This is a genomic window from Patulibacter defluvii (genome assembly GCF_034096925.1).
GTDB classification, from domain to species: Bacteria; Actinomycetota; Thermoleophilia; order Solirubrobacterales; family Solirubrobacteraceae; genus Patulibacter; species Patulibacter defluvii.
Window position 1 is genome coordinate 15,865 of the sequence record NZ_JAWZSQ010000034.1, and the last position, 14,327, is coordinate 30,191.

Annotated in this window: 13 protein-coding genes; all 13 read right to left on the reverse strand. The window is 76.0% G+C overall.

Translation table 11 applies throughout. The features are described from left to right. Positions 1-14: 14 nt before the first annotated feature. Complete coding sequence (secE, locus tag SH587_RS22865; protein ID WP_320672977.1) at positions 15-308, reverse strand: preprotein translocase subunit SecE; 294 nt, start codon at positions 306-308, stop codon at positions 15-17. 33 nt (positions 309-341) lie between these two features. After that, positions 342-506, reverse strand: coding sequence for a 50S ribosomal protein L33 (rpmG, locus tag SH587_RS22870; protein ID WP_081488611.1), 165 nt, complete (start codon positions 504-506; stop codon positions 342-344). A gap of 144 nt (positions 507-650) precedes the next feature. Continuing rightward, entirely contained in the window at positions 651-1,526 is an 876-nt protein-coding gene (locus SH587_RS22875) for a transglutaminase family protein (protein WP_320672978.1), read from the reverse strand. 16 nt (positions 1,527-1,542) lie between these two features. Further along, complete coding sequence (locus SH587_RS22880) at positions 1,543-2,505, reverse strand: alpha-E domain-containing protein (protein WP_320672979.1); 963 nt, start codon at positions 2,503-2,505, stop codon at positions 1,543-1,545. After that, complete coding sequence (locus tag SH587_RS22885) at positions 2,505-4,109, reverse strand: circularly permuted type 2 ATP-grasp protein (protein ID WP_320672980.1); 1,605 nt, start codon at positions 4,107-4,109, stop codon at positions 2,505-2,507. The genes SH587_RS22880 and SH587_RS22885 overlap by 1 nt, the downstream gene beginning before the upstream one ends. Before the next feature lie 128 nt (positions 4,110-4,237). After that, positions 4,238-5,827, reverse strand: coding sequence for an adenylate/guanylate cyclase domain-containing protein (locus SH587_RS22890; RefSeq protein ID WP_320672981.1), 1,590 nt, complete (start codon positions 5,825-5,827; stop codon positions 4,238-4,240). Further along, a complete protein-coding gene (locus SH587_RS22895) occupies positions 5,824-7,413 on the reverse strand; it encodes an adenylate/guanylate cyclase domain-containing protein (RefSeq protein ID WP_320672982.1) in 1,590 nt (529 codons plus the stop codon). The genes SH587_RS22890 and SH587_RS22895 overlap by 4 nt, the downstream gene beginning before the upstream one ends. Before the next feature lie 589 nt (positions 7,414-8,002). Next, complete coding sequence (locus tag SH587_RS22900) at positions 8,003-9,568, reverse strand: adenylate/guanylate cyclase domain-containing protein (RefSeq protein WP_320672983.1); 1,566 nt, start codon at positions 9,566-9,568, stop codon at positions 8,003-8,005. Further along, entirely contained in the window at positions 9,561-10,421 is an 861-nt protein-coding gene (locus SH587_RS22905; RefSeq protein ID WP_320672984.1) for an SOS response-associated peptidase, read from the reverse strand. Before SH587_RS22905 ends, SH587_RS22900 begins: the two co-directional genes overlap by 8 nt. Positions 10,422-10,451: 30 nt before the next feature. After that, positions 10,452-11,285 (reverse strand): enoyl-ACP reductase FabI, encoded by an 834-nt coding sequence (fabI, locus tag SH587_RS22910; protein ID WP_320672985.1) that lies wholly within the window; start codon positions 11,283-11,285, stop codon positions 10,452-10,454. Positions 11,286-11,352: 67 nt separating this feature from the next. Continuing rightward, positions 11,353-12,858: an acyl-CoA carboxylase subunit beta gene (locus tag SH587_RS22915; RefSeq protein ID WP_320672986.1), complete on the reverse strand. Its 1,506-nt coding sequence runs from the start codon at positions 12,856-12,858 to the stop codon at positions 11,353-11,355. Positions 12,859-12,860: 2 nt separating this feature from the next. Further along, positions 12,861-14,063 (reverse strand): beta-ketoacyl-[acyl-carrier-protein] synthase family protein, encoded by a 1,203-nt coding sequence (locus SH587_RS22920; protein WP_320672987.1) that lies wholly within the window; start codon positions 14,061-14,063, stop codon positions 12,861-12,863. Next, complete coding sequence (locus tag SH587_RS22925) at positions 14,060-14,308, reverse strand: phosphopantetheine-binding protein (RefSeq protein WP_007578610.1); 249 nt, start codon at positions 14,306-14,308, stop codon at positions 14,060-14,062. Before SH587_RS22925 ends, SH587_RS22920 begins: the two co-directional genes overlap by 4 nt. Positions 14,309-14,327 lie beyond the last annotated feature (19 nt).

A 14,327-nucleotide genomic window follows, 5' to 3' on the forward strand; every position in this document is an offset into this window, starting at 1 on the left:
GGGGACGGGGCGGATCAGATGATCAGGTCGACGATCTTGGACGCGAGCGCGTCGACCCCGCCGAGGAACAGCCCGGCGAGGATCACGAACACGACCACCACGCCGGTGCCCTGGGCGACCTGCGTGCGGTCCGGCCAGCGGACGCGCTGCAGCTCGGCCCACGACGCACGGAGGAACCCCGGGAAGCGCGCGATCCCCCCGCGGGTGGCGGGAGCCTCGGCCGGTACACCGGCCGGTGCGGGCTGTCCGCCCCCCTTGGGGGTCGCGGACAGGCGCGTGCGCTCTTCGTCGTGTTCCTCGGCAGCCATGGCGGCGTTCGTCCCGTCGGGCGGCGTCAGCCGCTACCGCGTCTCCTTGTGGGAGGTATGCGTCCGGCACCAGCGGCAGTACTTGCTGATGGTGAGCCGGTCCGGCGTGTTGCGCTTGTTCTTCTTCGTCTGATAGTTGCGGCGCTTGCACTCCTCGCATGCGAGGGTGACTGCGACGCGGACATCTCCGCGGGCCATTCCCGGGCTCCCGTACGTCGATGCGGTCAAGTTCTCCGTGGCGGGCCGTCGAAACGACCCGACAAGACGGACCCACCCTTGGGCAGGTCCGGCGAGGGAGAGTAGCGGATCGGCCGTTCCCGGGCCTCCCGCCTCGCCCGCGCGTCAGGCGCGCGGGCTGATCTGCGGATCGAGCCGGGTCATCGTCACCCGCGCGGAGGGCTCGGCCCGGGCCTGACCACGGTAGACGCCGCGGATCGGCGGCACGTCCTGGTACCCGCGACCGTGGCCGATCTTGACGTGGGTCGGGCCGGCGAGGACGCCGTTGGTCGGGTCGCTGCCGACCCAGACCGGCTCGTCGCGGCCGCCGAGGCCGGGCAGCAGCGCCTCGATCCAGGCGTGGGTGGCGACCTCGATCGAGTCCTCGCCGCCGTCCGGGTCGCGGGCCCAGAGGTAGCCCGAGACGTAGCGGGCGGCGATCCCGTGGCCCCGCAGCAGCCGCACCGCCAGCTGGGCGAAGTCCTGGCAGACCCCCGCCCCGCGGTCGAGGAACTCGGCCGTGGTGGTGCCGACGAAGGTCGCCGTCGGGTCGTAGGCGAAGCGGTCGCGCAGCAGCTCGGTGGCCAGCCGGACGGTGGCCAGCGGCGAGGTCGCGCGGGTCAGGTCGAGCAGCGGCGCCAGCCGCTCGGGCGGCGGGTCGTCGGCGGCCGGCAGCACGAACTCGCCGCCGGCGACGTCGTAGGCCGGGGCCCGGATCGCGTCCCACGGGGCCTCGGGCGGCGGATCCGGCTCGCTGGTGGTGACCCGGGCGCGGACGTCGATCGTCAGGTGGTCGTGGGGCCGGTCGATGCCGAACTCGACCACCTCGGTGCCGAAGTAGTCGACGTAGCGGTGCAGCCGGGTCTCGGGATCGGTGCGGACGTGGAACTCGTCGCAGCGCTGGAGCGAGGTCGTCGCGGGTCGCGCGCGGATCGCGTTCAGGTTGTCCACGACCTCGCCGTCGTAGCGGTACTCGGTGACGTAGTCGATCGCGAAGTGCACAGGCGGGGGGGGGCGGTCAGGAGACGCTGAAGGCGACCGGCCGCAGGGCGCCGGCGAAGTAGCGGTCGGAGACGTCGCGGTCGACCGCGTCGAGCTCCTCCTGGACGGTGACGCACTGCTCCAGCAGCAGGCGCCGGTCGGCGGCCTCGAGGCTGCGGCGGTGGAAGTCGAGGTCGGCCGTCAGCCGCGACAGCCGCAGCACCGGCGGGCTCGAACGGGAGGCGACGTCGGCCCGGTCGATCGCGTCGTGGACGGCGGCGACGTGGGCGGCGACCGAGTTCGGGTAGTCGCGCTCGAAGAGCAGGAAGCGCGCCACGTGGGCGGTGTCGGGCGGGCCCGCCGGCGAGCGGCGGAAGGCCTGCTCGCCGCCGACCGCCCGCAGCAGCGCGTGGGCCTGGCCGTCGATCTCGCCGCCGTCGGGCGCGGTCCCGGCCAGCGCCGGGAGCGTCACCCGCAGCACCCGCAGCAGCACGCTGGCGCCCTCCAGCCGCTCGCCGGCGGCGAGGAAGGCCGAGGCCTCGTCGCGCAGCATCGTCGTCCCCATCAGGCCCCAGAAGAGCGTGCAGCGCTCGCGCACCACCCGGAACGCCGCCGAGGGATCGAGCAGCAGCCCGTCCGGGGTCACCGCCAGCAGCTCCAGCGAGAGCGTGTTGATCGCCTCCCACATGTCCTGCGGGACGACGTCGCGGAGGTTGCGGGCGCTGGCGCGGGCGCGGCGGACGCAGGCCACCACCGAGGTGTCGCGGGTCGGGTCGAGCAGCAGCCCCTGGAGCGCCTCGTCGGCGTCGACCCGGCCGCCGTCCCAGTCGGCGCCCATGATCGCCATCACCGGACCCCACGAGAGGTGGACGCCGACCGGGTCGTCCGGGCGGCCCTGGAGATCGGCCGCGAAGACGCCCTCGAGCATCCGGGCGGTGTGGTCGGCGCGGGCCACGTAGCGCCCCAGCCAGTACAGCTCGTGGCCGATCCGGGCCAGCATCAGCGCACCCGCCGGCCGACCGCGGGCGCCTGTTGCTGCTGCTGGGCCTGGCCGGTCCACGCCCCGCCCCAGCGGACCTCGGGCAGGGCCGGGAGCAGCCGCTCGCCCTGGACGCCGGCGTGCTCCGGCTCGGAGGGGCGGTCGGGACGGTCGCCCTCCAGCACCCAGGTGTCCTTCGACCCGCCCCCGCGCGAGCTGTTGACCACCATCGAGCCCGGGTCCATCGCCACCCGCGTGAGGCCGCCGGGGATCACCCGGATCGCCTCGCCGAAGACGGCGAACGGTCGCAGATCGACGTGGCGCGGGCCGAGGGTGCCGTCCTCCTCGACGGTCGGGACGGTCGACAGCCGGACGACGTCCTGGGCGATGTGGCCAGCGGGGTCGGCCAGCACCGCCCGCCGGGTCGCGGCCAGCTCCTCGGCGGTCGCGTGGGGCCCGATCACGACCCCCTTGCCGCCCGACTCGCCGGTCGGCTTGACCACCAGCTCGTCGAGCCGCCCGAGCACGTCGGCCAGCACCTCGGGGTCGTCGAGCCGGTAGGTGGGGACGTTGCGCAGGATCGGCTCCTCCCCCAGGTAGAAGCGGATCATGTCCGGCACGTAGGGGTAGACCGCCTTGTCGTCGGCGACCCCGGTGCCGAAGGCGTTGGCGACCGCGACCGTGCCCGCGCGGTAGGCCCGCAGCAGCCCCGGGACCCCGATCACCGAGTCGGGGCGGAAGTCGAGCGGGTCGCAGAAGTCGTCGTCGAGCCGCCGGTAGATCGCGTGGACCCGCTCGAGGCCGCGGGTGGTCCGCATGTAGCAGACGTCCCCGCGCACGACGAGGTCGGAGGCCTGGACCAGCTCGACCCCCATCTGGTGGGCGAGGAAGGCGTGCTCGAAGTAGGCCGGGTTGAGCGGCCCCGGGGTCCAGACGACCACGGTCGCCTCGTCGTCGTCGGCCGGGGCGACCGCCCGCAGCGCCGCCAGCAGCACCTGCGGGTAGTGGTCGACCGGCCGCACCCGGTAGCCGCCGAACAGCCGTGGCGCCAGCCGGGTCATCGCCTGGCGGTTGGCGAGCACGTACGAGATCCCCGACGGCGTCCGGACGTTGTCCTCCAGCACCCGCCAGTCGCCCTCGCCGTCGCGGACCAGGTCGAGCCCGGCGACGTGCGCGTAGACCCCGCCCGGTGGCCGCACGCCGACGACCGGGCGCGCGAAGTGGCTGCGCGAGACCACCAGCCGCCAGGGGACGATCCCCTCGCGGACGATCTCGCGCCCGTGGTAGACGTCGTCGATGAACTGGTTCAGCGCCCGCAGCCGCTGGGCCAGCCCGCGCTTGATCGTCGACCACTCGTCGGCGGGGATGATCCGCGGCACCAGGTCGAGCGGGAACGGCCGGTCGACCGCCTGGCCGTCGGGGCCGATCGCGTCGAAGGTGATCCCGGCCTGGAGGAAGCTGCGGTCGCGGCGGCGGCCGAGCGCGGCCAGCTGGGCCGGCGCCAGCGACCCGACCGCGTCCATCAGCCGCTCGGCGTGGGGCCGCGGCCCGGCCGCCGCGAGCGCCTCGTCGTAGGTCCCGCGGGGCGAGCGGTAGGGAGGGGTCGGGGTCGGGGTCGGGGGCATCGCCACGACCACTATCGCTCGGCCGCGGGGCGCTCCCGTACGCCGTCGGGACAGGCGGCGGGCGCCGCGATCCGCCCTCGTGGCAGACCCGCGCGGCGCGCGACCTGCCGTCGGCCAGCGACCGGCGGTCAGCGGCGGGGGACCATCACCGCGGTCCGCTCGCCCCGGCCGCGCAGCCGGATCCGCCGGTCGAGCCGCCAGCGGGCGCGCTCGACGGCCCCCGCCCGCCGCACCAGCCGGCCCGCCGCGGCGACCCGTCCCGGCAGGCCGGCGGCGACCTCGGTCAGCCGCGCCGCCTCGTTGATCGGGTCGCCGATCACCGTGTACTCGAACCGCTCCTCGGTGCCGATGTAGCCGGCGACCGCGCCGCCGCCGCTGACCCCGACCGCGGCCGGCAGATCGGGCAGCTCGGCCGCCAGCCGCAGCCCCAGCTCGCGGGCCGCGCGCAGCGCCCGGTCGGGGGCGTCGGGCTGGTCGGCCGGCGCGCCGAAGACGACCAGCGCCGCGTCGCCCTGGAACTTGTTGACCCAGCCGTCGTGGGCGGCGACCGTCTCGACCACGACCGCGAAGAAGCGGTTGAGCGCGCCGATCACCTCGTCCGGCCGCCGGGCCGGTCCCCGCGAGGCCGCCGGCTGGGCCTCGACGAAGAGCGCGCAGACGTCGCGGGTCTCGCCGCCGAGCCGGACGTCGTCGTCGAGCGCCGCCCGCGCGACCTCCTCCCCCACCTGGCGGCCGAAGAGGTCGTGGACCCGCTCGCGCTCCTCGAGCGCCGCCGCCATCCGGTTGAAGCCCGCCTGGAGGCGGCCGATCTCGGCCCCGTCGTCGACGTCGATCCGGGTCTCGAAGCGGCCGGCCCGGAGCCCGTCGAGGCCGTCGCGGACCGCCCGGATCGGATCGGCGACCGCCCGCACCGCCAGCCACTGGACGACGAACCCGAAGCCGAGCCCGGCCAGCCCGACCAGCACCAGCGTCAGCGCCAGCCGGTCGTCGTCGAAGCGGCCGGCGCCGGCCAGCGTCCCGACCCCGACCAGCGCGATCGCCAGGAAGGCGCTGCCGGCGGTGCTGGTCCAGCCCAGCAGCTGGCGGCGAGCGATCCCGGGCAGCGCCGGATCGTCGACCTCGGCGCTGCCGAGCACGTGGGCGAGCGCCGGCCGGATCGCCCGCTCGGCCACCAGGTAGGCGAAGGCGGCCATCGCCTGGCCGACCAGCAGCGAGGCGACCAGCGCCCGCGCCCCGAGGTAGGTCGACTCGCGCAGGTTGAAGAGCCCGAAGAGGACCGCCGCCGCGATCCAGGCGATCGCCCAGACCCGCATAGTCAGGATCGGCACGCGGACGGCCAGCGCCCGCTCCTGCTCGTCGAGCGCGCCCTCGCCCGCCCACGAGCGGAACCGCCGCCACAGCCGCAGGGCGTAGAAGAGCATCACCCCGCCGGCGACGGCGAAGACGACCAGGATCAGGACCGCGTTCTGGAGCCACAGCTCGAGCGTCGCGTGGCGGTCGTCGGGGATCGCGACGATCAGCAGCAGGCACTCGACCAGGACCGCCAGCGCGTTCGCCGGGGCCGTCACCAGCACGATCAGCAGCCCGGCCCGGTCGACGGCCCGGCGGGGGTCCTCGGGCGCCGGGTCGCGGAGCAGGGCGAGCGCCTCGCGGGGGGACAGCGACGGGCGCCAGCGGGGTGGTCGCGGCCCCGGTCGGGGTTCGGCGGCGGCGGTCATGGCGCCACCGGGACCATCGCGTCGCCGGGCTGGGCACGACGGGGTAGCGGCAGCGGCAGTCGTCGCGGGGCCGGGCGCCAGCGCTCCTGCTCGATCGCGCTCGCCCGCGCGACCAGCCCGCGCGAGGCCGCCACCAGCCGCGGCTGACCCTTCGCCGCGTCGCTCAGCGCCTGGGCCTCGTCGATCGCGTCGCCGACGACCGCGTACTCGAACCGCTCGGCCGTGCCGAGGTAGCCAGCGATCACGCGACCGGTGGTGGCGCCGATCCCGGCCCGCACCTCGGGCAGCCGCTCGGCCAGCCGCTCGGCCATCACCCGCGCCGCCCGCAGGGTCGCGTCCGGGGTGTCGGCGGCGGCGGTCGGGAGGCCGAAGACGACCAGGGCAGCGTCGCCCTGGAACTTGCTGACCGACCCGCCGTGGGTGCCGACGACCTCGACCACGATCGCGAAGAAGCGGTTGAGCAGCGCCACCACCTCGTCCGGGCGGCGCTCGGACGAGAGCGTGGTCGAGCCGACCAGGTCGACGAAGAGGGCGCAGATCTCGCGCTCCTCGCCGCCGCTCGGGATCTGCTCGCGCAGCGCCGCCCGGGCGACGTCGGCGCCGACGTGGCGGCCGAAGAGGTCGTGCAGCCGCTCGCGCTCCTGGACCCCGGCCACCATCCGGTTGAAGCCGGCCTGGAGCCGCCCGATCTCGGCCACGTCGTAGACCGGGATCCGGACGTCGAGGTCGCCCTCGCGGACCCGGTCGACCGCCTCGCGGACCGTCCGCACCGGGTCGGCGACGGCGCGGGCCGAGAGCAGCTGCAGCGTCGCCCCGGCCAGGATCCCGCCGACGCCGATCACCACCATCGAGACACCGAGCCGATCGCCCGACGAACCGCCGATCCCGAGCAGCGTGAAGAGCCCGATCGCCACCGCGCCGACCAGTGGTCCGGCGGTCGCGGTCCCCCAGCCGAGCAGCTGGCGGCGGGTGGCGCTCAGCAGCAGCGCGCGGTCGACGGCGCCGCCCTCCATCGCCAGCAGCACCGCCGGCCGCAGCAGCCGCTCGGCGGCCAGGTAGCTGAAGGCCGCCGCGCTGCCGCCGACCATCAGCACGGTGGCGGTGATCCAGAAGGCGAGCAGCGACGAGGCGGGCAGGTCGTAGGCGCCGAGGACCACCGCCACCGCCACCCACAGGAGCGAGAAGACCTTCAGGATCCGCAGCGGCGCCCGCACCAGCCGGTCGCGATCGGCAGCGGTCGCGTCCGGCTCGATCGAGCGCAGCGCCCGCCGCAGCGCCCGCCGCGACCAGACGATCATCGCCGGCACGATCACCACGACCAGCGCCCCCGCGACGGCCAGGTTCTGGGTCAGGCGGGTGCCGCGCAGCAGCTCGCCGGTGCCGGGGGTGACGAAGACCACCAGCAGGATGCTGAGCAGCGCCGCGCCGACGTTGGCGGCGATCAGCACCAGCTCCAGCAGCACCCGGGTCGAGCGCACCACCTGCCGCGGGTCCGCCGAGCGGCCGCGCGCCGCGTCCAGCCGCGCCCGGGGACCCAGGCCCGGCGCGCCGACCCACGGCGGGCGGAACGAGCGGCGCCGGAGCATCGCGGAGACCGTACCTCGTGGTCGGGGGGGCCTCTGTGCGGCGGGGGGGGGTTGGTGGGGGGTGGGGTCGTGGGGCGGGTGGCTGGTCGGTGGGGGCGCGCCGCCGGTGGGGGCGCGTCTGGTGGGTGAGGCGCGCGTCTGGGCAGGTGCTCCCGCGCTGGTGGGTCGGGGGCCGCCGGACCGGTCGGTGTTCCGAGCCGGGGCGGCTCCGGCCGGCGTGGTCCTGGTGCTGACGCGGCGGTGAGGGAGCGGGGAGCGCAGCGGCGGCGGCCCGGCCGGCGACGTTGGGTGGTGGAGCGGCCGGCGGCGACGGTCGGGGCCGGGGATCGGCGGGGCGGCCGGCCGCGCGTCAGGTGGGTCGGGGCACCGGGCTGGCGCGCGAAACGCTCGGTTGGGCGGCCTCCCACGCGTCACGCGGGCCGGGCCACCGGGCTGCCGCGCGAAACGCTCTCCTGAGTGGCCTCCCGCGCGTCAGGCGGGCCGGGCCACCGGGCTGCCGCGCGAAACGCTCGGCTGAGCGGCCTCCCGCGCGTCACGCGGGTCGAGGCACCGGCCTGGCGCGCGAAGGGCGCGGTCGGGCCGCTTGTCCCTACCCCTCCCCCGGGACCATCACCACCGTCGGCGCGTCGCGGCCGCGTAGGGTCCGCTCTCCGACGCCGGTCCAGCGGCGGCGCTCGTCGTCGCCGGCCCGGGCCACCAGCCGGCCGGCGGCCGCGACCAGGGCGGGCGTCTCCTTGGCCGCCTCGGTCAGGCGGGCGGCCTCGTTGATCGGGTCGCCGATCACGGTGTACTCCAGGCGCTCCTCGGTGCCGATGTAGCCCGCGACGGCCGGTCCTCCGCTGACGCCGATCCCGGCCCGCAGCTCCGGGACCTCGCGGGCCAGCCGCTCGCCCAGCTCGCGGGCCGCGCGCAGGGCCCGGTCCGGGGCATCGGGCTGGTCGACCGGGGCGCCGAAGACGACCAGGGCCGCGTCGCCCTCGAACTTGTTGACCCAGCCGTCGTGGGCGCCGACCGTGGCCACCACGACGCCGAAGAAGCGGTTGAGCAGCGCCACCACCTCGTCCGGCTCGTGCTCCAGGGCCAGCGCGGTCGAGCCGACGATGTCGACGAACAGGGCACAGACGTCGCGGGTCTCGCCACCCAGCCGGACCTCGCGCTGGAGCGCCTCGCGGGCGACGTCCTCCCCCACGTGCCGCCCGAAGAGGTCGCGCAGCCGCTCGCGCTCGTGGAGCCCCGCCACCATCCGGTTGAAGCCCTCCTGCAGGCGGCCGATGTCGGAGCCGTCGTAGACCGGGATCCGCACGTCGAGCTCGCCGCGGCCGACCCGGTCGACCGCGCGCCGGATGGTGCGCACCGGGTCCGCAACGGCGCGGGCTGCGATCAGCTCGATCACCAGGCCGGCCACCAGCACCAGCCCGCCGAGGACGACCATCGTCAGCCCCAGCCGGTCCGGCGTCGTGCCGTCGACCCCGGCCAGGGCCAGGATCCCGACCGAGACCACACCCAGCACCGGGCCGCCGGTGGCCGTGCTCCAGCCCAGCAGCTGGCGGCGGGTGATCCCCGGCAGCACCGCGCGGTCGATCCCGCCGCCGTGCTCGAGGGCGTGGATCGCCGCCCGCCGCAGCAGCCGCTCGGTGGCCAGGAAGCCGAACGCGGCCATCGTCTGGCCGGTCAGGAAGACGGTCAGCCCGACCCGGATCGCCAGCGGCCACGAGTACTGGCTGTTGAAGAGCGTGAAGAGGACCGTCGCCAGCACCCAGCTGAACGAGATCGTCCGCATCACCCGCATCGGGCCGCGCAGCAGCCGCGCCTGCTCCTCGACGGTCGGCGGACGGCCCTCGCGCAGCCAGCGGAGGGTCCGCGAGGTGGTCCGCTGCGACCAGGCCAGCACCCCCGGCAGCACCACCACCGCGAACGCCAGCAGCACGATCAGGTTGGCGCTCAGCGCGCCCTCGTCGCTGCCGTCGTTCGGCGAGCCGGGGATCACGAACGCGATCAGCAGCAGCGCGACGCCGGCCGCGGCGGCGTTGGCCAGCAGCAGGACCGCGGTCAGCAGCACGTGGGCCGCCTCGATCCGGAACCGCGGGGCGCCGACGATCGTGGCCAGCCGCCGCAGGCAGCGGTGGGCCCAGCCCCCGCGCCCGCCCTCAGCCACCGCCGGACCCCGGCAGGTCGAGCCGCTGCTGGACGGCCGCGCCCGGGGCCTCCGTCACCTGCGGGTCGAGCAGGTGCGGACCGTCGTGGGCCGGGTCGACCTTGTTGACCAGCGGGCTGGCCGGGGCGATCGTCAGCCGCTCGTCGGCCAGCGGCACCAGCAGCCCGAGCGCGTCGGCGCCGGAGACCGCCGGGTCGAGCCAGGCCGCCTCCTCCTCGGGACCGCCGAGCACCGCCGGCATCCGGTCGTGGAGCCGCGCGGCGACGCGGTTGGCGGCGCAGGTCACCACCGTCACCGTCCGCAGCGCCACCCGCCCGTCCCGCGGCTCGCCGGCGCGGACGCTCGGCTCCAGCGCCTCGAAGCCGGCCGGGCCGGGCTCCGCGGCGTCGACCCGGACCGTCCGCAGCAGGCCGGCGAAGGCGACCGGCGCCCCGCCGTCGACGGTGTGGTGGAAGGGGACGCGGTCGGGGCGGGTGGGCGTCCGCATCTTCGGGTCCTCGGCCCGCAGCCACTCGTACCAGCCGTCGGCGAGCACCAGCACCCGCTGGGCCGGGTCCTCCAGCAGCGGCGCGAACAGCTTCTTGCTCGCCAGCTCCTCGGCGCGGGCGTTGATCGGCTTCAGCCGCTCGCGGCGGCTGCGGGCCCACGGCGGCAGCAGCCCCCAGCTGGCGTTGACCGTCGTCCGCTCGACCTCCGCGGCCTGGCTGGCACGAGCCGCCGGCCCGAGCACGACCGGGACCGGCTCGGTCGGCGCGACGTTGTAGCGGCCGAGGGCGCCGATGTCGACCGCGCCCCCGAAGCGGACGTCGAAGGCGCTGGGGTCGGTGGTCCCGATCGTGTAGCGCCCGCACATGGCGGGGACGCTACTTCACGCCGCCGCGGGTCAGGACTCGTCGGCGCCCGGGGCCGGGCCCGCCCCGACCGGCCCGGCCGAGTGGACGCCGCCGTCGACGTGGATCACCTCGCCGGTGATCGCGCGCGCGAGCGGCGAGAGCAGGAACAGGATCGCGTCGGCGGTCGGGGTCGGGTCGCCGGTGTCCCAGCCCAGCGGAGCGCCGGCGTTCCAGCCGTCGGCGAGGGTGTTGAAGCCCGGGATGCCGCGGGCGGCGATCGTCTCCAGCGGGCCGGCCGAGACCAGGTTCGAGCGCACGCCCTGGGGCCCGGCGTAGCGCGCCAGGTAGCGGCTGGTGGCCTCGAGGGCCGCCTTCGCCACGCCCATCCAGTCGTAGATCGGCCAGGCGACCTGGCCGTCGAAGTCGAGCCCGACGACCGAGCCGCCGTGCTCGGCCTTGGCCAGCGCCGGCAGCAGCGCGGCGGCCAGCGCCTTGAGCGAGAAGGCGCTGGTCTCGAAGGCGGTCTTGGCCGACTCGGCCGGGGTCTCCAGGAAGCTCCCGCCGAGCGCGTCCGAGGGCGCGAAGGCGATCGCGTGCAGCACGCCGTCGAGCCGCCCGTCCCAGCGGGCGTCGATCTCGGCCGCGACCGCCGCCAGGTCCTCCGGCCGGTTGACGTCCAGCTCGAGCACGTCGACCGGGGTCGGCAGCTGCTTCGCCGCCCGCTCGGTCAGCCGCCGCGGACGGCCGAAGCCGGTCAGCAGCACCTCGGCCCCGGCCTCCTGGGCGCGGGCCGCGACGTGCCAGGCGATCGAGTCGCGGGTGATGACGCCGGTGATCAGCAGGCGGTGGCCGGCCAGCAGGCCGGAGGGCACGGGAGCGTTCACGCGGTCCTCGGAGGGTCGGGATCGGGACGGTCGGAGACGGAGGCCGCCGCGGTAGCGCGGCCGGTGCTCACAGCGGGATGTTGCGGGCGCGCTGCGAGCGGCGCGGCGCGCGGTCGAGCGCCGAGAACGCCCACACCAGCCGGTCGCGGGTGGCGGCCGGGTCGATCACCTCGTCGACGACGCCGAGCGTGGCGGCGCCCTCGGCGGTCAGGTGCTCGGCGGCGTACTCCGCGGCCAGCTCGGCCTTCTTCGCGACCGGGTCGTCGGCGGCGGCGATCTCGCGCCGGCCGGTGATCCCGACCGCCTGCTCCGCGCCCATCACGCCGATCAGCGCGGTCGGCCAGGCAAGCACCATCGTCGCGCCCAGCGCCTTGCTGTTCATCGCGATCTGGGCGCCGCCGAACGCCTTCCGCAGGACGACGGTCACCTTCGGCACGTCGGCCTCGGCGAAGGCGTGGACCAGCTTGGCGCCGTGGCGGATCACCGCGCCGCCCTCCTGGGCGCTGCCGGGCAGGAAGCCGGGCGTGTCGACCAGGACCGCGAGCGGGACGCCGAACAGGTGGCACCAGCGGACGAAGCGCGACGCCTTCTGGGCCGACTCGGCGTCGAGCGTGCCGGCCATCTGCTTCGGCTGGTTGGCGACGATCCCGACCGAGCGGCCGTCGATCCGGGCGAAGGCGCAGACCACGCTCGGCGCCCACTTGGGGGCGATCTCCAGCAGCCGGCCGCCGTCGACGATCGCCGCGGCGACGTCGCGGACGTCGTAGGCCTTGCGCTGCTCGTCGGGCACGAAGGCCGAGGGGTCGAAGGCCGGCGGCGGCACCGGGCGGGCGCGCGGGGCGTGGTCGTCGGAGCTCTGCGGCAGGTAGCCGAGCAGCTCGCGGGCCATCCCGACCGCCTCGCCGTCGTCCTCGGCGACCATGTGGCAGACGCCGTTGCGCTCCTGGACCTCGGCGCCACCGAGGTCGTCGGCGCTGATCCGCTCGCCGGTGACCTCCTGCACGACCCCGGGGCCGGTCAGGAACATCGCCGACTCGCGGGTCATGATCGTGATGTCGGTCAGCGCCGGCGCGTAGGCGCCACCGCCCGCGCAGGTGCCGCAGATCACCGAGATCAGCGGGACCTGGCCGGAGAGCCGGGTCAGGGCGGCGAAGATCTGGCCGTAGCCGGCCAGCGCCTCCAGCCCCTCCTGGAGCCGGGCGCCGGCCGAGGCGATGAAGCCGACGACCGGGATCCGGGCGTCCTCGGCCATCTCCAGCAGCCGCACGATCGTCTCCGCGTGGCGCTGGCCGAGGCTGCCGCCGAGCAGCGTCTGGTCCTCGGCGAAGCAGGCGATCGGGCGGCCGGCGACGGTGCCGAGGCCGGCGACCACGCCGTCACCGGCGCGGGCCTTCTCGCCCAGCGCGGGCGAGCGCACCGCGGTCCGGATCACGCGCAGCGAGCCGGGGTCGCAGAGCGCCTCGAGCCGCTCCCGCGGGGTCAGGACGGCACCGGGCGCGACGCGCTCGCCGGCGCCCGCCGGCGGCGCGCTGTCACGCGCGAAGATGGCGGGGATCCCGGTCCGTCCACTCATGGTCAGCTGCCCCCCAGGGCGATGCAGGCGTTGTGGCCGCCGAACCCGAACGACGTCGAGAGGGCGATCGGCGCCCGCCCGTTCGTCTCGCGCAGGGGCATCGGCTCCCCCACGACGTGCAGCAGATCCAGCTCCGGATCCGGCTGGTCGAGGTTCAGCGTCGGCGGCGCCACGCGGTCGCGGAGCGCGCGCACGGTCGCGACGGCCTCGACGGCGCCGGCGGCGCCGAGCGTGTGGCCGATCGCGGACTTCAAGCTCGAGATCGGGATCCGCGTGACGTGCTCGCCGAGGGCGAGGTGCATCGCGCCGGTCTCCGACCGGTCGTTCAGCGGCGTGCCGGTGCCGTGGGCGTTGATGTAGTCGACGTCGGTGGCGGCGATCCCGGCGTCGGCCAGCGACTGGGTCACCGCGCGCGAGGCGCCGGAGCCGTCGGGGGTCGGCGCGCTCAGGTGGTGGGCGTCCTGCGAGGAGCCCGCCCCGAGCACGTAGCCCAGGATCTCGGCCCCGCGGGCCTTGGCCTTCTCCGGGTCCTCCAGGACCAGCGCGGCACCGCCCTCGGAGAGCACGAAGCCGTCGCGGTCGACGTGGAAGGGCCGCGACTGGCCGGTCGGCGAGAGCGCCGTCATCGCGGTGAAGCCGGCGCGGGCGAGGTCGACCAGGGCCGCCTCGGTGCCGCCGGTGACGACCGCGTCGACGGTCCCGGCGCGCAGCTCGCGGAGCGCCGAGGCGATCGCGTGGGCGCCGGCGGCGCAGGCGCTGACGGTGCCCCAGCTGGGCCCGAGCAGGCCGCGGCGGAGCGCCACCTGGCCGGTCGGCCCGTTGGCCATCAGCAGCGGGATCGCCAGCGGCGAGACCGGCAGCCCCTCGAGCATCGCCTTGTGGTTCTCGGTCAGGGTGATGAACCCGCCGATCCCCGAGCCGATGATCGAGCCGATCCGCTCGGGGGCGTAGGGCAGCTCGTCGCCCGGCGCGCCCCAGCCGGCCTGGGCCAGCGCCTCGTCGGCCGCGACCAGCAGCAGCTGGCTGGAGCGGTCGGCGCGGCGGGCCTCCTTGCGCGAGAGGAAGTCGGTCGGCTCGAAGTCGAGGCAGGCGCCCTGCCCGTCGACGATGCCGCTGCGACCACCGGTCCAGCCGGTGTACAGCGCGTCGGCGCCGACCCCGAGCGGGGTGACGGCGCCGATCCCGGTGATCGCAGCCGCGGTCACTGGGCGGCGCGCTCGACGATCAGGTTGACGGCGTCCTCGACCGTGCGCAGCTTGGCGACGTCCTCGCCCTGCAGCTTCACGGCGTACTTCTCCTCGACGATCTGCGACAGCTCGGCGAGATCGAGCGAATCGACGTCGAGGTCCTCGAAGGTGGCGGTCGGGCTCAGGGCGTCGGCCTCGGCCCCGAGCTCCTCGAGCGAGCTGAGGACGAGCGCCTCGACGTCCTCACGGGTGACGGTGGACACGTTGTGGTTCTCCTGCGGT